This window comes from Peribacillus sp. B65, from assembly GCF_058513295.1.
This window is the reverse complement of sequence record NZ_CP195840.1, coordinates 4217137-4239220: the sequence shown is the minus strand read 5'-3', so window position 1 is coordinate 4239220 and position 22084 is coordinate 4217137. Positions and strand designations below refer to the sequence as shown.

At 43.6% G+C, this 22084-nt stretch carries 23 protein-coding genes and 1 other annotated feature; of the genes, 4 read left to right on the top strand and 19 right to left on the bottom strand.

Features of this window, described 5'->3' with window-relative positions:
• Positions 1-1503 (bottom strand): SafA/ExsA family spore coat assembly protein (gene safA / locus ACSR9O_RS20625; protein ID WP_491724990.1); only part of this gene is annotated, 1503 nt, incomplete at its 3' end.
• Positions 1504-1870: 367 nt separating this feature from the next.
• Between safA and ypfJ the strand changes: the two genes are divergently transcribed.
• Positions 1871-2716, top strand: coding sequence for a KPN_02809 family neutral zinc metallopeptidase (ypfJ, locus tag ACSR9O_RS20620; RefSeq protein ID WP_402938717.1), 846 nt, complete (start codon positions 1871-1873; stop codon positions 2714-2716).
• Between the two features lie 403 nt (positions 2717-3119).
• Here ypfJ and nadA read toward each other — a convergent pair whose 3' ends face one another.
• Genes nadA through nadB form a run of 3 tightly spaced genes read right to left on the bottom strand, consistent with a single transcriptional unit; the run spans position 3120 to position 6638 of the window.
• Entirely contained in the window at positions 3120-4226 is a 1107-nt protein-coding gene (nadA, locus tag ACSR9O_RS20615; RefSeq protein WP_491724989.1) for a quinolinate synthase NadA, read from the bottom strand.
• Positions 4223-5074 carry a carboxylating nicotinate-nucleotide diphosphorylase gene (nadC, locus tag ACSR9O_RS20610; protein ID WP_101222777.1) on the bottom strand — a complete coding sequence of 284 codons (852 nt, stop codon included), beginning with the start codon at positions 5072-5074 and terminating at the stop codon, positions 4223-4225. The genes nadA and nadC overlap by 4 nt, the downstream gene beginning before the upstream one ends.
• Positions 5055-6638: an L-aspartate oxidase gene (gene nadB, locus ACSR9O_RS20605; protein ID WP_491724988.1), complete on the bottom strand. Its 1584-nt coding sequence runs from the start codon at positions 6636-6638 to the stop codon at positions 5055-5057. Before nadB ends, nadC begins: the two co-directional genes overlap by 20 nt.
• A 104-nt stretch (positions 6639-6742) precedes the next feature.
• On the opposite strand from nadB, the gene ACSR9O_RS20600 reads away from it, so the two are divergent.
• The gene (locus ACSR9O_RS20600) at positions 6743-7870 is read left to right on the top strand and encodes an IscS subfamily cysteine desulfurase (protein WP_101222779.1); all 1128 of its coding nucleotides are present in this window, start codon (positions 6743-6745) and stop codon (positions 7868-7870) included.
• A 49-nt stretch (positions 7871-7919) separates the two neighbouring features.
• Positions 7920-8450: a transcription repressor NadR gene (locus ACSR9O_RS20595; RefSeq protein ID WP_101222780.1), complete on the top strand. Its 531-nt coding sequence runs from the start codon at positions 7920-7922 to the stop codon at positions 8448-8450.
• 58 nt (positions 8451-8508) lie between these two features.
• On the opposite strand, the gene ACSR9O_RS20590 is transcribed toward ACSR9O_RS20595, so the two are convergent.
• The 11 genes from ACSR9O_RS20590 to ACSR9O_RS20540 all read right to left on the bottom strand — a co-directional run bounded on the left by ACSR9O_RS20590 (position 8509) and on the right by ACSR9O_RS20540 (position 18188).
• On the bottom strand, positions 8509-9201 hold the full coding sequence (locus tag ACSR9O_RS20590; protein WP_230176800.1) for a DUF6944 family repetitive protein: 693 nt from the start codon (positions 9199-9201) through the stop codon (positions 8509-8511).
• Between the two features lie 333 nt (positions 9202-9534).
• The gene (gene pheA / locus ACSR9O_RS20585; protein WP_101222781.1) at positions 9535-10410 is read right to left on the bottom strand and encodes a prephenate dehydratase; all 876 of its coding nucleotides are present in this window, start codon (positions 10408-10410) and stop codon (positions 9535-9537) included.
• Between the two features lie 615 nt (positions 10411-11025).
• Entirely contained in the window at positions 11026-11475 is a 450-nt protein-coding gene (locus ACSR9O_RS20580; protein ID WP_034308837.1) for an ACT domain-containing protein, read from the bottom strand.
• Positions 11476-11515: 40 nt separating this feature from the next.
• Positions 11516-12805 carry a GTPase ObgE gene (gene obgE / locus ACSR9O_RS20575; RefSeq protein ID WP_101222782.1) on the bottom strand — a complete coding sequence of 430 codons (1290 nt, stop codon included), beginning with the start codon at positions 12803-12805 and terminating at the stop codon, positions 11516-11518.
• Positions 12806-12853: 48 nt separating this feature from the next.
• Positions 12854-13393, bottom strand: coding sequence for a Spo0B domain-containing protein (locus ACSR9O_RS20570; protein ID WP_101222783.1), 540 nt, complete (start codon positions 13391-13393; stop codon positions 12854-12856).
• Positions 13394-13934: 541 nt separating this feature from the next.
• Positions 13935-14225, bottom strand: coding sequence for a 50S ribosomal protein L27 (gene rpmA / locus ACSR9O_RS20565; protein ID WP_048688955.1), 291 nt, complete (start codon positions 14223-14225; stop codon positions 13935-13937).
• A 12-nt stretch (positions 14226-14237) separates the two neighbouring features.
• Positions 14238-14570, bottom strand: a complete 333-nt coding sequence (locus ACSR9O_RS20560) for a ribosomal-processing cysteine protease Prp (RefSeq protein ID WP_101222784.1) — start codon at positions 14568-14570, stop codon at positions 14238-14240.
• 13 nt (positions 14571-14583) lie between these two features.
• Positions 14584-14892, bottom strand: a complete 309-nt coding sequence (rplU, locus tag ACSR9O_RS20555; RefSeq protein ID WP_034308849.1) for a 50S ribosomal protein L21 — start codon at positions 14890-14892, stop codon at positions 14584-14586.
• A 13-nt stretch (positions 14893-14905) separates the two neighbouring features.
• Positions 14906-14989: a sequence feature (ribosomal protein L21 leader region), on the bottom strand.
• 75 nt (positions 14990-15064) lie between these two features.
• Complete coding sequence (locus ACSR9O_RS20550; RefSeq protein WP_491725494.1) at positions 15065-16537, bottom strand: Rne/Rng family ribonuclease; 1473 nt, start codon at positions 16535-16537, stop codon at positions 15065-15067.
• A 42-nt stretch (positions 16538-16579) separates the two neighbouring features.
• On the bottom strand, positions 16580-17446 hold the full coding sequence (locus ACSR9O_RS20545; protein WP_101222786.1) for a M50 family metallopeptidase: 867 nt from the start codon (positions 17444-17446) through the stop codon (positions 16580-16582).
• Entirely contained in the window at positions 17439-18188 is a 750-nt protein-coding gene (locus ACSR9O_RS20540) for a M23 family metallopeptidase (RefSeq protein ID WP_101222787.1), read from the bottom strand. Before ACSR9O_RS20540 ends, ACSR9O_RS20545 begins: the two co-directional genes overlap by 8 nt.
• 239 nt (positions 18189-18427) lie before the next feature.
• Between ACSR9O_RS20540 and ACSR9O_RS20535 the strand changes: the two genes are divergently transcribed.
• Positions 18428-18871 (top strand): S1 domain-containing RNA-binding protein, encoded by a 444-nt coding sequence (locus ACSR9O_RS20535; protein WP_034308861.1) that lies wholly within the window; start codon positions 18428-18430, stop codon positions 18869-18871.
• A 126-nt stretch (positions 18872-18997) separates the two neighbouring features.
• Here ACSR9O_RS20535 and minD read toward each other — a convergent pair whose 3' ends face one another.
• The 4 genes from minD to mreC all read right to left on the bottom strand — a co-directional run bounded on the left by minD (position 18998) and on the right by mreC (position 21991).
• Positions 18998-19801 carry a septum site-determining protein MinD gene (minD, locus tag ACSR9O_RS20530; protein ID WP_491724987.1) on the bottom strand — a complete coding sequence of 268 codons (804 nt, stop codon included), beginning with the start codon at positions 19799-19801 and terminating at the stop codon, positions 18998-19000.
• Between the two features lie 2 nt (positions 19802-19803).
• Positions 19804-20487, bottom strand: a complete 684-nt coding sequence (minC, locus tag ACSR9O_RS20525; RefSeq protein WP_230176797.1) for a septum site-determining protein MinC — start codon at positions 20485-20487, stop codon at positions 19804-19806.
• 116 nt (positions 20488-20603) lie between these two features.
• The gene (gene mreD, locus ACSR9O_RS20520; protein WP_101222789.1) at positions 20604-21122 is read right to left on the bottom strand and encodes a rod shape-determining protein MreD; all 519 of its coding nucleotides are present in this window, start codon (positions 21120-21122) and stop codon (positions 20604-20606) included.
• Positions 21119-21991, bottom strand: coding sequence for a rod shape-determining protein MreC (gene mreC, locus ACSR9O_RS20515; RefSeq protein WP_101222790.1), 873 nt, complete (start codon positions 21989-21991; stop codon positions 21119-21121). The genes mreD and mreC overlap by 4 nt, the downstream gene beginning before the upstream one ends.
• Positions 21992-22084 lie beyond the last annotated feature (93 nt).

The window sequence follows — 22084 nt, the reverse complement described above, 5'->3', positions numbered from 1 at the left end:
GAATCCTTCATATTGAGCCGATTCTACTGACTCTTCTTCATATTGTTGCATCTCTTTCTCCATTTGAGACTCTTTAGGTGACATCCCTTGGTATGGGGCCTGTTGCTGCTGTGACTGAACGGATTGATATTGGTGATAATCTGGATTGTGATGTGCATTGGCATCCATTTTTTGGTTTCCTTGATACTGCCCTTTCACATCCGGCCCATAAGTTCCAAGTAACCCCTTATTACAGCCGCAATCTTCCTCTTCCTCACCGGCAGCCTGGTTATACTGCTGAGGGAAGTTATAGTTATTGTTGTTGTATGAAGATGGCGATTCGCCTGGTGACTCATAATCTTGCTGCATATATGAACCTGCTACTTGAGCTTGTTGATTCATCCCTCCATAGTAATGGTGCGGAACCGGTGCGGAAGCTTGATATGGATATTGTTGCTGGCTTGGTATATTCATGCTCGCCCCTTGGACGAATCCTTGACCCATCATGTACATGTCAGAAGATTCTCCCCAAACATCAGAGCTCTCTTCCATCATTTGATAACCATGTACTTCCGGAGCCGCCTGATACCCTGGAACTCCTTGATATGGGGCTTGCATATGCATCTGCGCCCACGGTGGCGGCTGAATGCAATAACCGCTTCCGGGCAAAATTGGTGTTACTGGAATACAATCATCCACCGGCTCAATGTATTCCTGTGCTGGCTGTACAGCTGGCTTTTTCTTCTTTTTAGTGGCTACCGGCTCTTCTTTTTTCTTTGGTAAAGGTGGTGGTGCAGGAGGCTTTTGCACACTCATATTGGTCATGTTGACCATATAGTAATTATTGATATCGATTTCCGGAATCACCGGCATGGGCACCGGAATTTCTTTTGGAACGATTTTTTGCTTTTCTTTAATGATTGGCTTTGGCTGAATGATCTGCTGCTCTTTCTTAACTGGTTTTTCCTTCACTGGCTGTTGAACGATTGGTTGCTCTTTTATCGGCTGTTGATATTTCGGCTGTTCTTTTACCGGCTGCTGAAATTTCGGCTGCTCTTTTATCGGCTGCTGAAATTTCGGCTGCTCTTTCATCGGCTGCTGAAATTTCGGCTGTTCTTTTATCGGCTGCTGAAATTTCGGCTGTTCTTTTACCGGCTGTTGATATTTCGGCTGTTCTTTTACCGGCTGTTGAAACATCGGCTGTTCTTTTACCGGCTGTTGAAACATCGGCTGTTCTTTAACAGCCGGTTTTTGCATAATTGGCTGTTCTTTTATAGGCGCCGGCTGAGCCTGGTACGGTTGAATTTGGGATTCTTTAATTCCCGGTTGAATATTCACGTTTGGTTTAGCAGTTTCTTTTATTACAGCTCCGGATGTCCCTGGTATTTTAATTTTCATTCCGGGCATCATCATATCCGGGTTGCTCAATTGCGCGTTAACTTTTTTAAGTTCTTCAAAACTGACGCCGTATTTTTTGGCGAGTTTCCAAAGTGTATCGCCTTTTTGGACTATATGAATTTTCACGCTGTTAACCCCTCCTGTGCATATGTCCATATATTCTATGAAGCAGTGGGTGAATTGCTATTATTTTTATCATGAAAACTTATGCTTGAAAAATGACATTTATGATTGGATCAATGATTTAGGGAAATGGAAGGTACTTTTTTGGAGAGGAACTAAATGATATGACATCTTCAAAAAGGAAATTTAATTGGGACCATTGCCTTCATTCTAAAAAAAGGAGGCAATGGCTTTTAGGTTTGAAGCCATCATGTTATGAAACGCTTCTTTCAAACTTCTGTCTAAACTCAGGGAAATTCGGGTATAAGAAAGTAAATGACCTAAGGCTTTGTCTTCAGGTACTTATCTTACATCCCTGGGGGGAATAATAATGAAATGGAAAGGTAGACAGGGCAGCTCGAACGTCGAGGACAGAAGAGGAATGAGCGGAAAAGGCATGGCCGGAATCGGCGGAGGAATCGGATTGGTAATTGTCTTGATCGTGACGCTCCTTGGCGGTAATCCTAGCGAATTGCTAGGCAGTTTGAATTCTACTGAATCGAACAATGGCAGCACTTATGTCGAGACTGATGAAGAGAAGGAACTTGCGCAGTTCGTATCTGTCGTCCTTGCAGAAACGGAGCAGGTCTGGACAGAAGAATTCCGAAAAAATGGACTGGAATATAAGAAACCGAACCTTGTCCTGTATTCAGGCAGTGTCGAATCGGCATGCGGAATGGCAGCTTCTTCCGTAGGGCCATTTTATTGTCCGGGTGACATGAAACTATATATTGATCTCAGCTTTTATCAAGAGTTGAAGCAAGAGTTCCAGGCACCTGGTGATTTCGCCATGGCCTATGTTATTGCCCACGAAGTCGGACATCACGTTCAGACACTTTTAGGGACAACGGAAAAGGAAATGCCCGATCGTTCACAGGTCAGCGAGACTGAATATAATAGGTATTCTGTCCGTCTTGAACTACAGGCCGATTATTTGGCTGGAGTTTGGGCACATCATGTCCAAGGAGAGAATTTGCTTGAAAAAGGCGATCTTGAGGAGGCCTTGAATGCAGCAAGTGGTGTGGGGGATGACCGTATCCAAGAAAAGGCGCAGGGGTATGCGGTTCCGGACAGCTTCACACACGGTACATCCGAACAGAGAAAACGGTGGTTCAATAAAGGTTTTAAATCCGGGGATATGAATGAAGGCAATACTTTTAAAGCGAGTAACCTTTAAAAGTTCTTACCTGTTTAGATTAAAAGAAAAAAGGGGGGCTTATCCCCCCTTCAGATTGTAGACAAATTCGAAGAAAAGCGAGTTTGTCTACTTTTTTTATGTTAAAAATTGCAGTTGATTTCAGAAATCCGCTCCCTTTCCGCCGACTGTCTGCCAAGCGTCTGTAGGGTCTAGGCTAGTCGGCAGGAGTGTCGCAAATTTCTTCAATCCTGTGAGGTTCAGCTAAAACAGTAAAAATACATGGATTACTCGGTCTTGTTTTAAAGTCATGGCAATAATTCTTTGATAAAATTGTAATAGGGATACGGGATAAGACCATTCCAATCCACATCAAGCGGACAAACTCAAAGGGGTATTGCCCCTCTTTTTCTTATGATCCAAAGTCTTTTTAGAAAGCACTGACTCAAACGCGTTCCAGCATTCTGTTTAAAGCCAGGATTGCATTATCCGCAATGTTCTTCTCCACTTTGATCGGATTGATGATTATACCTTCTTCAATGGATTCAAGTGCCCACAGCAGGTGAGGCAGATCAATTCGGTTCATCGTAAGACATGGACACATATTCGGATTTAACGAGATGATGTTCTTGTCAGGATTATTGGCGATAAGTCGCTTGACAAGGTTCATTTCCGTTCCGATTGCCCAGGAACTGCCTGGTTCGGCTCTTTCGATCATATTGATGATGTACGATGTCGAACCCGCATAATCTGAAAGGGCGACTACCTCACGGCGGCATTCGGGATGAACGATGATATTCATTTCAGGCTGCTCCGCTCGAAGCGTTTCAATATTAGTTGTGGTGAAATTTTCATGGACTGAACAATGTCCTTTCCAAAGAAGTACCTTCAGATCTTCGAGCTCCCCTTCATAAATCAATTCATCCTTATGCGGATCCCAGACAGCCATTTCAGTCAATGAGATGCCAAGGTCAAAGGCTGTATTCCTCCCAAGATGCTGATCGGGAAGAAAAAGGATCCTTTCCTTTTGCGAAAGTGCCCACGAGACCATCCTTTGTGCATTGGAAGAAGTCACTGTCGCCCCGCCATTTTTACCTACAAATGCTTTGATGGCCGCGGTGGAATTAACATAAGTTAGCGGAAGGATCGTATCGCCAAATAAATCCTGAAGCTTTGTCCAAGCCCGTTCCGTTTGTTCAATATCCGCCATATCCGCCATGGAGCAGCCTGCACGCATGTCAGGAAGGATAACCGTCTGCCCTTCTTCCGTCAAAATATCAGCTGTTTCAGCCATGAAATGCACACCGCAAAACACGATATAATCCGCTTCGCGATTTTGCGCTGAAAGCTGAGCCAATTGAAGTGAATCTCCCGTTGAATCCGAAAATTGAATGACTTCCTCCCGTTGATAATGATGACCTGGGATATAAAGGCGGTTCCCCAGTCGTTCCTTAATGTCCCGGACCCGATTCTCCATCTCTTCCTTTGTCATCGTTTTATACGTTTCAGGCAATGCATTTCCTGCTGTTTTAGCCATTTCCAATATGTTCATTTCAATATCCCCTCACATTCTTTGACCTTTGCGCTAATATCAAGTGCCCTTACACTGTGGGTCAAGCTGCCCAACGAAATATAATCTACCCCTGTTTCCCGATATGAGGCTAGATTGTCTAAATTGATCCCTCCAGAAGCTTCAGTTATGACGTGGGCGGGAACCAATTTAATCAGTTGCTTGATTTCTTCTGGGCTTCGATTATCGAACATGATGATATCTGCACCGGCTTCCACTGCTTCAAGCACCTGTTGTGGTGATTCCGTTTCCACTTCCACTTTAGTGGTATGTCCCAGTTTGGATTTTACCGTTTGAACCGCTTTCGTTATGGACCCAGCGAAAGAAATATGGTTGTCCTTTATCATGACTGCATCATACAGACCATTTCTGTGATTGTATGCCCCGCCGGAACGGACCGCATACTTTTCAAGCATCCGCAGACCAGGTGTAGTTTTCCTCGTATCACAAGCTCTCGTCTTCGTCCCCGCTAAAATCATGGCAGCTTTATTAGCCTGTGTAGCAATGCCGGACATACGCTGCACTAAATTCAAAACGACCCGTTCCCCTTTTAAAAGTGATGCCATATCGCCGGTCATTCTTGCAAGCTGCTGTCCTTCTTCAAAGACTTCGCCATCTTGAACAAAAAGGAAAACCTCGATTTGCTCATCCAATAATGCAAATCCCGTCTTGATGACGTCCCCTCCACTAAAGACCCCGCCTTCTTTTGCGATGAATGTCAAAGTCCCTTGTTCACCTTGATCGAAAATCGTATCACTCGTTACATCGCATTCCCCTATATCTTCCAATAAAAATTGTTGCAGCATCTGCTTAAGCTTCAATATATTCATATAGTCGTCTCCCTTTCACTCGGTTTTTCACATCGGTGCAAGCAAGGATAACCGAATTTTCAAGCCATTTGGCGTCATCTTCGCTTGGATAGTCACTGCGGAAATGACCGCCCCTGCTTTCCGTTCTGGTCAATGCGGATTCGGCAATCAGCCACGCCACTATCATGGCATTTATTTTCGTTATTTCTTCTATCGTTAATTCCGTTACTTCCAAATGCAGCAATTTTTCGATATCAAATGTCTCAAGATAATCCTTCAGTCGAGTTAATCCCGCTTCATCTCGAACGATTCCCGCTTCGTTCATTAATTTTTCCTGCAATGTCGTGAGATCAGGTAAAAAGGTAACTGGACTGGAACTCTTGGACTGCTCTTTTTCTTCCGGTATCGTCCTTGCCGGCACTTTAGCAAGGAAACGGCCAAGTGTATTTCCAAAAACCAGCCCTTCGAGAAGTGAATTGCTTGCCAATCGGTTTGCACCATGTACACCCGTGCACGCTACTTCACCAACAGCAAACAAAGAAGGAACTGAGGTCTGCCCGAATTCATCCACTTCAATTCCTCCCATTAGAAAATGGTTTCCAGGTGCAACGGGGATTTTCCCCGATTGAAGGTCCAGCCCGCTTTTTTCACATAATGAGCTCACTGTCGGAAAACGAATCTTAAAATCCTTAATCATCGAAATATCCAAAAATACCTTTTCACCGCGCTGCAAATAGGAAAAAATCGTTTGTGCCACAATATGCCTTGGAGCTAGATCCTTCAAGCTATGGACATCCTCCATGATCGGCCTTCCCATTTCCGTCACTAATCTCGCACCATCCCCGCGGACCGCTTCTGAAACCAGCCCTTGCGCTTTGCCATTTACAAAAAGCAGGGTCGGATGAAACTGAATGAATTCCATGTCACGAACTTTTGCCCCGGCCTTGAATGCAAGTGCAATTCCATCACCTGATACCGTTTGTGAATTTGAAGTGAAATGGTATAGGGAACCACAGCCGCCTGTAGCCAAAACCGTCTGTTCAGCATGATAGGCAGCAAGATTACCTGCCTTATCAAGTGTTTTGACCCCTATGCAGGAATCATCTTTCCCGATGATCAACTCCACTGCAGCAACATTCTCCAGCACAGTAATCGATGATTTTTTCAAGCACCCTATAAGATGTTCCATCATGTACTTCCCGGTAGCATCTCCGTGACTATGGAGGATTCTTCGTTCACTGTGGGCGCCCTCCATGCCAAGCAATAGTGTTCCGTCATGATCATGGTCAAATCGCATACCTGATTCAATAAGTTCAGCTATTACAGAAGGTGCCTCTTCAACGAGTTTTTCCACTGCCTTCACCTTGTTATAACGCTGACCAGCCACCAGCGTATCTTTTTTATGTAAGGATACTCTGTCACGATCAGATATTGCAGCAGCAATCCCGCCCTGAGCTAAATAAGAATTGCCATGACGGATATTTGATTTTGTGATGAGTATCACATGCTTATGTTCACTTGCTTCCAATGCCGTTTTCAAGGCAGCAATACCGCTGCCTATCACGATGATTTCCGCTTTTACCATTATTTCATTCCTCCTGTTTATGACAGGTGTCTTGACAACTATATTTACATATTATTAAACTATTATCAAGAAGTTTTTTAAGATTAAAGGATGGAAGTGATTTCTTGATTTATTTGGATTATGCCGCTACAACTCCGATTGATGAGGAGGCTCTCGACGTATTCAGCCAAGCATCCCGGAAGTTTTTCGGGAATGCGAGCAGTTTGCATGATATTGGCTCTGAGGCGGCACGTTTATTGGATATGTCACGACAGCAACTCGCAGAAATGCTGAACATAAAAAAGGAAGGAATCATCTTTACGAGCGGCGGATCAGAAAGCAACATGCTGGCCATAGATACATTCATCGCTTCGAAACCATCCTGGCAGAACCACTTGATCGTAAGCCGAACTGAACATGCATCTCTTGCCAATTTCGTGACGAAGCTTGAACAAGATGGCTTCGAGGTTACTTATTTACGGCATTTGGAAGATGGCCGTGTTGATATTGAACATCTCCAGGAATGTATGTCGGAGAAAACATGCTTGGTCATTGTCCAGCATGTGAATTCGGAAATCGGGGTCATTCAACCCATTGAGCAAATAAGTGAAATCGTTCGTAAACACCAGGCCTTTTTTCATGTGGATTGTGTCCAATCATTTGCTAAATTACCGCTTGGCAAGATAGCTGCCTCATGTGATGGACTATCCGTTTCCAGTCATAAGATTTATGGTCCAAAAGGGACTGGGGCCGTCATTTTCCCGGCCATCCATCAGTTGAAGGCTTCGGTCCCGAATATCACTCATGAATATGGTTTCCGACCAGGAACAGTGGACGTCCCCGGAATAGCTTCCTTTGTAACCGCTGCTAAGAAATTGGGGGATATCATGGAAGATGAACGAAAACGGATTTCCACACTTAGGATGCAATTGATCCAACGGCTAACCGATAGGAAAATCGATTTTCAAATCATCGAAGCAAAAAACGAGCAATTGCCTCACATTCTGGCGCTGACCTTCGCTGGATTGCAAGGACAGTACATCATGCTGGAATTAAACCAGAAAGGATTCGCCGTTTCGACGGGAAGCGCCTGTCAAATCGGTAAACAGGATCCTTCAAAAACGATGATGGCCATTGGGAAAAGCGAAGTTGAAGCACATCAATTTGTCCGCTTTTCCTTTGGCAAATACACGACGGCCGACGACATTCAAAAGTTGGCGGACTGCATCGAAGGAATAGCTGCCATTCGATAAAATCCTCCAATCTGTGTTAGAATGTTTGTAATTAAAGAGGTGAATGTTTATGGAAAGAAAGAAATTACTCGGGGAAGAAAGACGGACGAAACTCTTACATTTATTGCAAACAAGCGCGGAGCCTGTAACAGGCAGCGAGCTTTCGCAGATAACGAATGTAAGCCGGCAGGTTATCGTTGGTGACATAACCCTCCTGAAAGCGCGGAATGAGCCTATCATTGCGACGAGCCAAGGCTATCTGTACTTACAAACGGGGAGCACGCAAAAGCCGGAACGGATCATTGCTTGCCAACATGATCCTTCCCGGACCCAAGAAGAGCTATATTTACTCGTGGATATCGGCATCACGGTGAAAGATGTCAAAATCGAGCACCCCGTATACGGTGACCTTACTGCTTCCATCATGGTCAGCAGCCGTAAGGAAGTCCAGCAATTCCTTTCAAGGGTGACGGCAACGAATGCATCTTTTTTATCGGAGCTAACGAGCGGCATCCATCTCCATACACTGAGCGCATCATCTGAAGAACTGCTCGACGAAGCGGAGTGTGCTTTGAGGGATGCCGGCATTTTAGTCGATTGAATGAACGAAAAAACCTCAAAAGCCATATCTTTTGAGGTTTTTTTTATGGGCCTTATGTTCACTCATCATTGGAATTGCTTTCATTTGAGCTGCCATCCCCGGAGTTTTCATCTTCGTTACTTCTTAACTGCCCGATAAGACTAATGACGGAACCGACCGCCTGTACCCAGCCTCCCATCACTTGGATTGATTCAGCATCAGATGGCTTCTCTTCCAAATAAGGATATTGATATTTTTGCAGTTCCTGCTCCTTATCTTGTTCTTCTTGCTCTTGATCCTTATCTTGGTCTTTTTCTAGAATGCTATTTTTAAGTTCGGCAATTCCACCTATCGCTTGCATCGAATTCCCAATCGCCTGCAACAAATTTCCCGTAGCATTGAAGGCCTGCTCCGGTTCATCCGGATTTTCGTATGCCCCCGCCAAAGCGGTGCCTCCGCCCAACGCTTGAATCAGATTACCTTTGATGATTAATTCCTGTTTCGTTATTTCATCAAAATCAATGACTAGGCCTAAGATAACGGTCGAATTCCCGATCGCCTGTATTATATTACCGAATTTATCCAGTGACCAGGTTTCTTCTGCATCAGCCAATAAGGCATTACCTGTTGCTTGAAGTTCATTTCCAATCAAATCCAAGTTCGTACGAAATTCTTCGTCCAAGACTTTGGATGGTGTACCAGCAACAGCAGAAATGACGGTTCCTATCGCTTGAGTCCAAGAACCGAAAGTTTCTTTGAATTGACTATCCATCTCTGCTGACCACCACCCTCTCTCTGCATTTTTGATTAAAAAGGTGCATCCACTGAATCAGTCATCAAGGTATGTATTACTGCTCCTATTTCCACATGTGGCCTACCGGGATTTACTTATTGTATTTGCTTTCATCACAATCGGTGTTTGTTTTTCATCCAAAATCATGCTGCCTACTTTTATATATTTCATAAAATGCACGCAAAGGGAATACAAAACCTTCGCAAAAAAATGCCCCGGGAAAACCCCGGGGCACTTACATATTCATTGGATAAAACTCAGCTGAGGTTGTACCATTTATCATTTTAGAAAAAAAATTTCACAAAAGAAAAATCAGCGCTGCGGTACACCTGTTTGGACTTTAAAGCATGAATAGCTTCCCATGATCGATACCGTACATCCTAAGGCCTCAAGCTCGGAAATCGCTCCTGGGATAAGGACATCGTCAAGGGGCATTTCGATGTCGATGATGAAAAAGTAATTGCCCAATCCAGTTTTCATAGGTCTTGATTCAATCTTGGAAAGGTTAAGTTTCCTCCAGGAAAAAGCGGAAAGGACTTGGTGCAGCTGCCCTGAGTGGTCGGCAGGAAGCTGAATCATCAAGGTCGTTTTCTTGTCGCCTTCAACGGTCAAATGCCCTTCATAGTCGACTTCACTGTTGGATACGACAATAAACTTGGTGTGATTATGTTCGTAATCGTGAATATTTTGTTTTGCAATCGTCAAACCGTATTCCTCTGCAGCCATATCATTTGCAATCGCTGCAATATTGATATCGGGATTCTCCATCACCATCTTCGCAGCGGCAGCTGTGGATGTGACATACTCATACGGAATGCCTCTTAGCTCATTATGTAGAAATTTGCGGCATTGAGCGATGGCATGGGAATGCGAATATACCATGTCAGGTTTGAAACCAGGATATGCATGGTCAGGATGCACCATATAATGCTGTTGGATTGGAATCGTCACTTCGCCTTTCATAGGCAATGTGACTTCATGGACTAAGTAATCCATCGTTATATTTACCGAACCCTCCAAAGCATTCTCGATCGGCACGAGCGCGTGATTCACTTCCCCGTCCCGAACAGCATCTAGGCAGTCCGGAATCGTGTTCATCGGTATTTTTATATCATTAGGAAATAGTCGCGATACAGCTAAATCCGTGAACGTTGCTTTTGGTCCAAGAAATGCAATTTTTGATGTCATATTATAAACTCCTTTTCACGGAAAATCTATTGTTTATGTTATGCCATTTTCTGATTTTTTACAATAGTTAATCGTTAATTTCCTCTTTCAAATGAAAACAGCCTGAAGACAAAATAAATGAGTTTGTCTTCAAGCTGTTTTAGGTTTTTAAACTTTGACCGTTGATTGGAACGGAGGGCACTCGCTTTCCGCGGGCGGACCGGGAGCCTCCTCGGCGCCATCGCGCCTGCGGGATCTCCCTTGGACACGCTTTTCCCGCAGGAGTCTGTAACTTAAGTTCCAATCAACGAGTTCAATTTGACATGATTACTAGAGTCCGTTGGTCTTTAGGTTACGGTTTCCATGATAAATGCCTCACTTCTCTACGTTCGGCAAAAATTATGAGCCACGCTTAAAAGATACTGACCTGTTTGAACAGATTTTCTCGGAGCTACTATCCTCCCCAACATACATCCATCTGCGCCGCATGAAACGAATAGGCAAACTGTTTTGTTCGTTCATCTTTACATAGTAGACACACTAAGGACCAGTTGGAAAAGGTTTCTTAATGTGACCAATTCGAAACCTTTTATCTACAAACTGACAGCCTGTACATGTGAAATGTACAGGCTGTTTTCATGCGCCGTTACCAATGATTTCGACTTTTTCGACGAACTCCATTTTACGCAGTTTAGTAAGCAGTTCATTAATATCCATCGTCATCCCACCCGTATTCAGGGATAGGGTGACATTTGCACGTCCCTGCAAAGGAATCGTTTGGTGGATGGTCATGATGTTGCAACCGGATGAGGCGACGAGCCGTAAAAGCTCCGATAGAGTACCAGAACGATCTTCGAGATAGAAGAACAGTGTAATCAGCTTTTCCTTAACAACTGTATGAAACGGAAAAACCGTGTCACGGTATTTGTAAAAAGCACTCCTGCTTAGGTCCACTCGCTGTACCGCTTCCCAAACTGATTCCGCTTTTCCCCGTTCAATCATTTCTTTTGCATCCAGCGTTTTTTTCATCGCTTCGGGAAGGACATCCTCTCGAACGAGGAAAAATTTCTGATCGGACTTATTCAAACTCCGCACGCCTCCTTTTGCCTGCCATCATGGTCTCCAATCAATCAACAAATTCAAATTCATATTCAAGGATACGGACGATATCGCCATTTGTCGCACCTTTTTGGCGAAGGCCTTCGTCGACTCCGAATGAACGAAGCTGTCTGGCGAAACGACGTATGGACTCTTCACGGGTGAAGTCAGTCATTTTGAATAAACGCTCGATCTTGAATCCTGATACGGCAAAGCTGCCATCGGGTTCGCGTTCAATGTTAAATTCATCCGACTGTGATGTATGTTTATATAGAACCCGGTGGATTCCAGTATTCTCTTCTTCATGTTCAAGAGGGAACTCTGGGGTCTCTTCGATTTTATCAGCAATAGCATAAAGAAGCTCACGGATCCCTTCACGCGTCACGGCAGAAATCGGGAAGACAGGGTAGTCTTCTTCCAGCTTTTCTTTGAAAGCCGCTAAGTTATCTTCTGAGTCCGGCATATCCATTTTACTTGCTACAATGATTTGCGGACGTTCAGTCAAGCGCAGGTTATACTCTTCCAACTCTTTATTGATTGTTTGGTAGTCTTCATATGGATCCCGGCCTTCAAGACCCGACATATCGATTACATGAACGATTACCCTCGTTCTTTCAATATGGCGCAGGAATTGATGTCCAAGGCCCACACCTTCTGAAGCGCCTTCGATCAGACCAGGTAAATCGGCCATGACGAAGCTGCGGTGATCTTCCGTTTCCACCATTCCGAGGTTCGGGACGATCGTCGTAAAATGGTATTCGGCAATTTTAGGTCTTGCTGCGGATACGACGGAAAGCAAAGTGGATTTCCCTACACTTGGGAAACCAACCAAACCGACATCAGCCAACAGTTTCAATTCCATGACTATATCACGTTCTTGGCCCGGTTCGCCGTTCTCCGCGATTTCAGGTGCAGGATTGGCAGGTGTGGCGAAACGGGAATTTCCCCGGCCTCCGCGGCCACCTTTGGCAATAATGGCGCGTTGTCCGTGCTCAACTAAATCAGCAATGACTTCCTTTGTCTTATCATCAATGACAACGGTGCCTGGTGGAACCTTGATGACCATATCCTTTGCAGCCGCACCGTGCATGTTTTTGGACATGCCATGTTCTCCGCGAGGTGCCTTAAAGTGACGTTGGTAACGGAAATCCATTAATGTACGCAAGCCCTCTTCCACTTCAAAAACGACATTGGCCCCATTTCCGCCATCTCCGCCGGCAGGTCCGCCTTTAGGTATGAATTTCTCACGACGATAAGCAACTATCCCGTTACCACCGTCTCCGCCTTTTACATAGACTTTCGTTTGATCGACAAACATGCTATCACTTCCTTGTTTTCTGCAAGTCATTTCTTGCTGTATACTTCTCTAAAAGTTAATATCCATCTTAAAAAATATTTCATCCTCATTACATTCAAGAATTTCAATTGATTGCTCGGCCGTCAATGAACTTTCCAAAAACTCGATCACTGGGGATTGATCAATGAACCTGCCTTGCATATGAAATGAACAGCGCATATCGCTCACTTCTTTTTTACACATGGAAACAGCCAGTATATTTTCAAAAAACGGATCGAGATTCTTATCGAGAATTTTAAAGAAATCATTTGTCCAGCGATACATCAGCCCGTCCATCTCAGTTGAGCCTTCAAAAACATCAATGATTTCATATTCGCAATAAAATGATCCATTATTCCAATTCGACGTCAACAACATCTCGGTGAACTTAGGTAAGTTCAAACTGGAGAGGCGTGCTTCATTCTGGGTTTCAACAATGATTTCATCAATGATGCCCTTGACACGATCAATTCTGTTCAACTCCAGATTCCCTTTGATGATTTGAATTTTATTCAGCCAGTCATGCCTGGTTTGACGCAGAGTTTCAATAGTCGTCCAATTTTTGTCCATTATTAACACCTTCAATTATGATAAAGAAACTTTTTTTTCAGCTCTATCATGTTGAATACTTCCATTTGTACAGTATATCAAAAAAACAACAAACAGGAAATGAAGCTCGATTCACATGCCTTCACATGAAAGCCCCCGTCCAAAAAATACAGCCGCACACCCTGAGTTCTTTGGACGATGGTAGAGCCATTTGAACTAAAAAAGAGAATGGGCCTTTTATGCACCAATTGGAGATATTATAGTTGAATTGGAGTGTCTATTTGGTTTAAACCAAATCGGATGGATGAGTAATCTTGGATTTTCCCCCCTGAAAGTTTAAGAAAGCCCGCCGATTGGCGAGCCTTTTGTAAGTCAGAGGTTGTTTTCCTTATACTAATGACTAAAGTCTCCTGCAAACTGCTGGTTCATTTCCTATAGTATAAATAAAGGGCCGGACCCCTTCATCACTATATAGCATACCATTATTAAAAATGACGCGGTATATAGTGTCTTGTAGAAGGAATCAGACCCTTTTGAGTCAGCCTCTGTTCAAAGATGCCAATTATGCTTCTTGTGCAACTGGATATACGCTTACTTTTTTACGGTCACGTCCGAAACGTTCGAATTTAACAACACCGTCTACTTTAGCGTATAGAGTATCGTCTCCACCACGGCCTACGTTCTCACCAGGATAGATTTTTGTTCCGCGTTGACGGTAAAGGATAGAACCACCAGATACGAATTGACCATCTGCACGTTTAGCACCAAGGCGCTTGGAGATTGAGTCACGTCCGTTCTTTGTAGAACCTACTCCTTTTTTCGAAGCGAAGAACTGAAGATCTAATCTTAACATTTGTTCCACCTCCTACTGGTTGAGGATAATTTTCATGTATTTACCATAATCACGTTCGATGGTTTGCAGCGATATGAGCATGCCGTTCAAAAGCAGCTGAACCTTCTCTTCCGATTCCGGCGAAAGATTCCCCGGAATGACGCAGCGAAGATAGCCGCCTTCTCTCCCTTGCTCAATCTCAGGCTCTACGTCCGTTAAGGACATGATTGCATTGACTGCCCCGAAGGAAACAGCCGATACACCTGCACAAACGATATCAGAACCTTTTTTAGCAAAATTAGCATGTCCGCTTAAGGTGAACGAAGCAATCCGTTCCTGCGGAGCATCAAATACAACTTTGATCATCTAGAATCAGCCCTTACGCGTTGATTGCTTCGATAACAACTTTAGTGTATGGTTGACGATGACCTTGTTTTTTACGATTGTTTTTCTTCGCTTTGTATTTGAAAACAGTGATTTTCTTTTGCTTACCTTGTTTTTCGACAGTACCTGTTACAGTAGCGCCTTCAACTAATGGAGCACCGACTTTCACGTCTTCGCCACCTACGAATAAAACTTTGTCAAATGTAACAGTTTCGCCTGCTTCTGCGTTTAATTTTTCAATGTAAACCGCTTCGCCAGCTGCTACTTTAATTTGTTTACCGCCAGTTTCGATAATTGCGTACATACTTGCACCTCCTTAAATGTCTCAGACTCGCCAATCACAGGCGTTTTACCAGAAAGGCAAAAGCTTAAAACCTGATGTTGAGCGGTTGTAGCACGGGTGCTACAAACATAACATTAAAATCCTAACATGAAACAGGAAAGGCTGTCAATATATTTATAACAATTCCCGCCCTTCACTCGAAAGCCTTCCCGATTTCCTGAATGCTCCCGAAGCGCTTGATGGAGTAAGCATTCCTCGAACCAGGGATAAAAGACAGGAATACCTTTTTACCGATCAATTCCTCCAATGTCGGCCGATATGATTCCTTTTCACCAAGCAGCACGTCCGCCACCGCTTTACTGGCCTCCACCCAGACCGCTTCATCATCTGTCTTCCTGTGTTCCAGCAGTTCACGTTCCAACCGGAAGGCAACCGTTTCAGGACTCTCGATTTTACCGCTTCCACTGCACACTGGGCAAGGCACCGTCGCCATCTCACTTAAAGACGGTGAGGTTCGCTTTCTCGTCATTTGTAAAATGCCCAGTTCCGTAAAACCGATGACCTGGATTCGCTTCTCATCCCTCACCGCTTCCTTTTTAACGATTTCGATGATTTCCTGCTTATGCCGGGACTGCTCCATATTGATGAAATCTATCAGGATGATTCCGCTGATATTCCTCAATCTCAGTTGACGGGCGACCTCTTTCGCCGCAGCCTGATTAACCGCAAACAATGTTGCTTCCTTCGCCACCTTGCCGGTGAACTTACCTGAATTGACATCGATTACGGTGAAAGCTTCCGTTTCTTCAAAAATTAAATATCCGCCATTCTCAAGCCAAACGATTTTCTTGGCCATTTTCTCAACTTGCGCTTCCACATTCCATTCGGAAAAAATATTCTTTGTACTCGATACATGGGATATTTCCCACTCCTTACGGTTTTCCTGTATCCATTTTTTCAACTCGCGATAGGCCTCGAAGTCATCGATGGCAAGTTCCCCGGTCGCCGTTCCCGACATTTCGGAAATGATCATATCAAGGTATTCATCCCTCTCATAGAGAAGGGAAGGGGCCTTGAGGGACGCAGCCTTAAGTTCAAGCCCTTTATAGAGCTCCCGCAATCCATTTAACCTGTCAAGGAAGACCGATTCACTTTCGTTCTCCATCGAGGTGCGGACAATCAATCCCTCATCAGGCTTTTTATGCTGCAAGGCAGTTTCCCGCCATTGCTTCTGAAGATCATTGTTTTTGAATTTCTTTGAAACACCAACATAATCTATTCCATGTATGTATACGAGGGAATCTGTCGAAAACTCGATCAGCCCAGTCAATTTAGCTCCTTTGGTGCCCGTTTCATCCCGCGTCACCTGAACTAGCAGCTTTTCTCCCTGACGGACAAATTGACCAATCGATGCTTTCCCATCACTTTTTTTTATCAGCTGGAAAGAGGGAATCTCGTCACGGTGTAAAAAACCATTTTTCTCTGCTCCATAATCAATGAAGACGGCATCCATGCCCGGTAACACCTTCGTCACCTTCCCAAGATAAATATTACCGACAGTACTGCGCTTTTGAGGCGGAATGATTTCAAGTTTACGTAAAACACCATTCTCAAGTACAGCCACTCTTTTTTCGCGTGAAGCCAGGTTCGCGATCATTTTTTTCATCAAAAAAAATCCTCTCCTCAATTTGAAGAAAGGATAACATATTTAATAAGAATATAATAGGTCGCCGATTTTCCCGTTTGTCATTTTCTCGGAAAAATAGGCATGAAGGATTTCCGTTTCATCCAACGAGCCGCTCTCTTTCCCGTTTTTCATGATGATCACGGGGTGTTTACAGCCGCGTTGAAACATTTCCAGCACTTTATAAATCGGTTCTTGTGAGTCCACCGAGATCGGCTTCAGTTTCGCCAAATCATTCGTATGCCCGTAATGGCGCTGCAGAAGAAAGCGGATGAACGCATAATACCTCTGCCGCCATTCCATGACGAGTGACAGACTTATGAAAAAGATGATGAGCCAGATGTTCAAATTGAGCGGATCCAGAATGAGCCAGGTCAAAAAAGCAAGGAAAGCGAATACTGCAGAAAAGTGAAGTGTATGCTTCTGCGCTTCCAGAAAGGTGCAGTATAGGGAAACACCGATGAATAGCAGCCTTCCCCCGTCCAGGGGCCAAATTGGCAGCAGATTAAAAATCAGCAGCATAAGATTCATATACAAAAATGGCTGGTACAGCTCATATGGGATAATGGTAAAGAAATAGAGCAGAAAAGCTGCGCCAATGAGCCAAACATGTTGAAGCGGACCGGCAAGCACCACCGCCAAATCCTCCTTCAAACTCTTGTTTCCATATTCCTCAGTCTCGACAGCCCCGCCAAAAGGAAGAAGCTGGATTGACTTTATCCGCCATTTGAAGTGCTGCGCACAGACGGCATGCCCCATCTCATGTATGAAGACGATGAGCAACAGCATCATCACTTCAACGAAATGGGCTGTGAGGATGGCGATGCCAATGACAAACCACAATGTCGGATGCACCCTGATTTTAAACAGTAACTTCCCATATTCACTCAAAGGAAATCACCTTTTTAGGATCGACGAAAGCATCATTTTCCTTTATCGCTAAATAAAACCTGCCCATGGATCCATCTTCACTTAGTGTAACCTGTCCGACTTCATTGCCCTTTTTAACGAACTCATACAATTTCACATCAATTTCTTTCAGCTGCCCATACCAAGATTCAGTTTTATTGGCATGCTGAATGACTACCGTCTTTCCGATCCCCTCCTTTTCACCGGCAAAAATGACTACCCCTTCATTAACGGCCTCGACCTTTGAGCCTTTGCTCGTTTCCAATATGATTCCCTCACCGTTCGTCTCGAAGTTTTGGGTAATCTTTGCAGAAGCTGGCATTGCATATTCTTCATTCGAATCAACAGTTTCCGTATTGGCTTCATTCGGTAAAAAAGCGATTGGTTTACCAAACGCACTTTCGTACCAATTGGAGATTGAAGCGAACTGAAATTCCTTGCTCATGTTCTCCATGACAAAACTCCTGGCAGGGTCAAGCCGCACAGAAGGGTGTTTGAACATCACCGCGACAATCAGGAACAGGCATACACTGGCAAGGATTTTAAAGAAAAAATATTCTTTCTTGAAGAGCGGATGGTCTTTTTCGGAATATCCGTTATATGAATCAATCCCATATGGTTCCTCATTGTTGATCTCCGTCCAACTACTGCTTCCTGCAGGTTTATCATTAAACTTGCGTCTCTTGGCGATACGATTGCGGATATCTTTCCTGCGATCATCCATTCCAGACTTCCCCCCCTGCTCATGTCAAAGCGCTATATTACAACGTATGAGCAACTTGTCCAGACTATTCTGCACTTCCCTTAAAAAATTTTTTCCGATGAAAAATTCACTGAAACTTATGAATTTCCAAGGTGGTTCGGGCAATCGATTCAGAAAATCGAATAATTGAGATTGATATTGTTCCCCGGAATTTGTTATAATAAAGTGGTTTTAACATTATTGAGGGGGAACATTTTTTTATGTCAATCGAAATAGGCAGCAAAGTACAAGGTAAAGTAACAGGTATCACTAATTTTGGAGCATTCGTAGAATTACCAGGAGGCTCAACAGGTCTTGTGCATATCAGTGAGGTAGCAGATAGCTATGTAAAAGACGTAAATGACCATCTTAAAGTAGGCGACCAAATTGAAGTAAAAGTGATTAGTGAGAAAGACGGAAAAACTGCCTTGTCCATCAAAAAGGCTATAGATAGACCCGAAGGGCAAACCTCTTCTTATACCAAACGCCCACCACGCCAAGGGGATAGCCGTTCTAAAGATTTTCGTTCAAAAGGTAATTTCCAACCAAAGGAAAATTTCGAAGATAAAATGGTGCGCTTTTTAAAGACTAGTGAAGAAAATTTATCGACACTTAAACGCAGCACCGAATCAAAACGCGGCGGCAGAGGCGGAAGACGCGGATAACCCGCTGCATTTTTAGCATATAGATCAGGCAAGCCAGTATATGGCTTGCCTTTTTTATTTCACAAGAAGCATAAAAAAAAGCGAGGGCATCAAATGCTCCCCGCTTCTTGACAAAAGAATATAGATTTACCGCACGCTGAAGAATTTTTTTAATTTGGACATGAAGCCCTTTGGTTCGCTGCCAATTGGAGTCAAGGGCACAGATTCACCAAGGATCCTTCTGGCGATGTTCCGATAGGCAAGCGAAACTCTATTATCCGGATTATAGGCAATGGGTTCCTTTTTATTCGCTGCCACAATGACCTGGTCATCATCAGGAATGACGCCGATCAAATCAATCTTAAGAAAATCGGCAACTCCATCGATATCCATTTCTTCATCCTCATGAAGCAAATGGCCGCGGATCCGGTTGATGATCAATTGGGGCGGTTCAATATGCTCTTCTTTTTCAAGCAGGCCAATAATACGGTCAGCATCCCTGACAGCCGGTCTCTCTGCAGTCGTAACGATGATAGCCTTGTCTGCCCCAGCTATGGCATTCCTGAAGCCCTGTTCAATGCCTGCAGGGCAATCAATGATGACATAATCATAGTCAGCCTTCATATCGCTGATGAGTTTCCTCATCTGCTCTTCATTCACCACTGTTTTGTCACTATTTTGCGGAGCGGGAAGCAGATAAAGCAAATCCTCGAAATGTTTATCTTTGATAAGCGCCTGGTGTATCTTACAGCGCCCTTCGACCACATCGACCAAATCATAGATGATGCGATTCTCCAATCCCATGATCACATCCAAATTCCGAAGACCAATATCCGTATCAATCAAGCAAACCTTTTTGCCTAGAAGAGCTAAAGATGTTCCTAAATTGGCGGAGGTGGTCGTTTTCCCGACACCACCCTTACCGGATGTTATAACTATTGCCTCTCCCACGATTAGAGACCCCCTTCTAATCTATTTAAATTAGGTCTATATTTCTTTAAGACTTGCAATTTTTCTATTATGATATTTTGTTCTTCATCCATGAAGGCACATTCCAAGTCATGTCCCCATTTCGTATATTGGTCAGGAGATAAATTCACTTTTCCGGCAATACGCAGTTGGGCAGGCTTCATGACAGAGGCAGCTATAATGGCCTCGTTATTCCCTTTATATCCGGCATGGGCTATTCCCTTTAACTGTCCCATGATATATATGTTGCCACCCGCACGAACCGTTCCGTCGGGATTGACATCCCCTATCAGCAGTAAGTCCCCGGGAACTTCAAAAACCTGTCCCGACCTTATCACCTTGGTCACGGTCGTCACTTGATTTTCATCTTTCCATCGTTTCGCTTCATCCTTCGTCAGGACATTCGAAATCATCTCATCCACGAAAAGCTTCTTCTTTTTATGGATGACCTCTTTAATCTGTTCTTCTTGTTGTTCATCAAGATAGCGGTTCCCTGTATGTACTTTTACGGAAATGGACGGGTCATTTTCTTGAAACTGATAGTTTGCCGAAAGCTTCACTTCTAACTCTTTCAATAATTCGGAAAATGAGCAAGAATCATCGAGATGAAGCATAAACCCGTCTTTTGTTCCCTTAATCATGACATTTTGCTGAATTCTTTTATTCATGACGTTTGTTTCACCTCAATGAAATATAATTCGACATAGGAAAACAAATTTCCTTTTTCTACGTACACGGAAATGAGAAAATACATTTCCCACCTGCTTCTTAAGACACAGGAACGTTATTCCGTTTCTCCTTGCAAATCAAGCTTTTCAATCATTCTCTTTAAAGGGTAGCAGCTAATAATAATGAATGCGAGATTCAATAATAATGTAGGAATCAATCTCCGTTCCGCAAATTCAGCAAACCCCATATCTGCAAAAGAGAGTATGATATTCATCTGAAAGATGACAACCTCTAAAACTGCCGTGAATAAAAGCGCAGTAAGACAGGCAATCAATATATTATTTTGCAGGATTTTCATGCATTTCGATATCAAATAGGCAAGAAAAGGCAGCAGGAACATGTAAGTCCCAAGGATTTCCGTATATACGACATCATAAGTCAACCCAAGAATCGCACCATAAAGCATACCCATTTTCCTTGAGCCGAACATGGTCAGGAAAAAAACGAAAACCATCATGAAATGGGGCACGAGGATTTTATCGGCCCCGAATGCATCTCCAGCGAACATCTGGGCGAAGATGCTTTCAAAAACAAAAAAAACCAAGGCTATAAAAGAAAGGATGAAATATCTCACTCAGCTTCATCCTCCCCTTCACTTTCTTTCGGTACACCGTCCACTTCGCGCTGAACGACCATGACATTATTAATATCATAAAAATCCGTCGAAGGTTCAATATATGCAGTCTGGTTCAATCCATATTGATCCACTTTAACATCGACAACTTTCCCGATCAGCAGACCTTTCGGAAAGATCCCTCCATAACCGGATGTGATGACCAATGAATTTTTCTTGATCTTTTTATCATATGGGATCCGTTTCATCAGCAAAAGGTTCTTCTTATCATCGAATCCTTCAATCAAGCCATATGCTTTATCATCACCTTGGACGATCGATGAGACACGATTGGCTTTATCGATCGAGCTTAAAAGTTGAACCGAGGCCGTGAAATCCGTCGCTGATTTCACCTTACCGACTAACCCATTGGACGTGATGACAGCCATATTTTTTTCTACCCCATTGCGCTTCCCTTTATTAATCGTCAGCATTTCATGCCAGCGGTCGGGATTGCGTCCAATGACCGTCGCCTGAGTGGGCGAATACTTGCGCAGGTCATCTTCTTTTTTGAGGTTATCGCGAAGTTCTTCATTTTCTTCCTTTAAATCTTGGACTTGCGTTTTCAATAATACATATTCATCCAAGCGGGCTTTCAATTTTTTGTTTTCATCGTATGTATGTTGTAGGTCTTTTAAGCCCCCTACAAAACCTGTTATACCCGATACTGGCTTATTAAACACATTTCCGACCCAGCCTGTCGTATCTTTCAGGAATTGCTCCGGCCAAGTCAACTCTTCTCTCTCCCTTAATGAAAAACCGATCAATGCCACGAGAACGATAATACTAACGAGCAAGAGAAGGAGCTTTTTATTAAAAAACTGTGGCATGGTGATTACACCTCTATCTAAAATTTCTTAAAAATACACTATGGATTTAATTAAACAGCAAAACATAAGAAAACCGGCTCAAAATTGCACCTT

What these genes read in the sequence shown, in the direction of transcription:
- ypfJ (WP_402938717.1), top strand. Translation starts at nt 1,871, where the DNA reads ATGAAATGGAAAGGTAGACAGGGCAGCTCGAACGTCGAGGACAGAAGA.
- nadA (WP_491724989.1), bottom strand. Translation starts at nt 4,226, where the DNA reads ATGAACATATTGGAAATGGCTAAAACAGCAGGAAATGCATTGCCTGAA.
- nadC (WP_101222777.1), bottom strand. Translation starts at nt 5,074, where the DNA reads ATGAATATATTGAAGCTTAAGCAGATGCTGCAACAATTTTTATTGGAA.
- nadB (WP_491724988.1), bottom strand. Translation starts at nt 6,638, where the DNA reads ATGGTAAAAGCGGAAATCATCGTGATAGGCAGCGGTATTGCTGCCTTG.
- ACSR9O_RS20595 (WP_101222780.1), top strand. Translation starts at nt 7,920, where the DNA reads ATGGAAAGAAAGAAATTACTCGGGGAAGAAAGACGGACGAAACTCTTA.
- ACSR9O_RS20590 (WP_230176800.1), bottom strand. Translation starts at nt 9,201, where the DNA reads ATGGATAGTCAATTCAAAGAAACTTTCGGTTCTTGGACTCAAGCGATA.
- pheA (WP_101222781.1), bottom strand. Translation starts at nt 10,410, where the DNA reads ATGACATCAAAAATTGCATTTCTTGGACCAAAAGCAACGTTCACGGAT.
- obgE (WP_101222782.1), bottom strand. Translation starts at nt 12,805, where the DNA reads ATGTTTGTCGATCAAACGAAAGTCTATGTAAAAGGCGGAGACGGTGGT.
- ACSR9O_RS20570 (WP_101222783.1), bottom strand. Translation starts at nt 13,393, where the DNA reads ATGGACAAAAATTGGACGACTATTGAAACTCTGCGTCAAACCAGGCAT.
- rpmA (WP_048688955.1), bottom strand. Translation starts at nt 14,225, where the DNA reads ATGTTAAGATTAGATCTTCAGTTCTTCGCTTCGAAAAAAGGAGTAGGT.
- ACSR9O_RS20560 (WP_101222784.1), bottom strand. Translation starts at nt 14,570, where the DNA reads ATGATCAAAGTTGTATTTGATGCTCCGCAGGAACGGATTGCTTCGTTC.
- rplU (WP_034308849.1), bottom strand. Translation starts at nt 14,892, where the DNA reads ATGTACGCAATTATCGAAACTGGCGGTAAACAAATTAAAGTAGCAGCT.
- ACSR9O_RS20550 (WP_491725494.1), bottom strand. Translation starts at nt 16,537, where the DNA reads ATGAAAAAAATGATCGCGAACCTGGCTTCACGCGAAAAAAGAGTGGCT.
- ACSR9O_RS20540 (WP_101222787.1), bottom strand. Translation starts at nt 18,188, where the DNA reads ATGGATGATCGCAGGAAAGATATCCGCAATCGTATCGCCAAGAGACGC.
- ACSR9O_RS20535 (WP_034308861.1), top strand. Translation starts at nt 18,428, where the DNA reads ATGTCAATCGAAATAGGCAGCAAAGTACAAGGTAAAGTAACAGGTATC.
- minC (WP_230176797.1), bottom strand. Translation starts at nt 20,487, where the DNA reads ATGAATAAAAGAATTCAGCAAAATGTCATGATTAAGGGAACAAAAGAC.
- mreC (WP_101222790.1), bottom strand. Translation starts at nt 21,991, where the DNA reads ATGCCACAGTTTTTTAATAAAAAGCTCCTTCTCTTGCTCGTTAGTATT.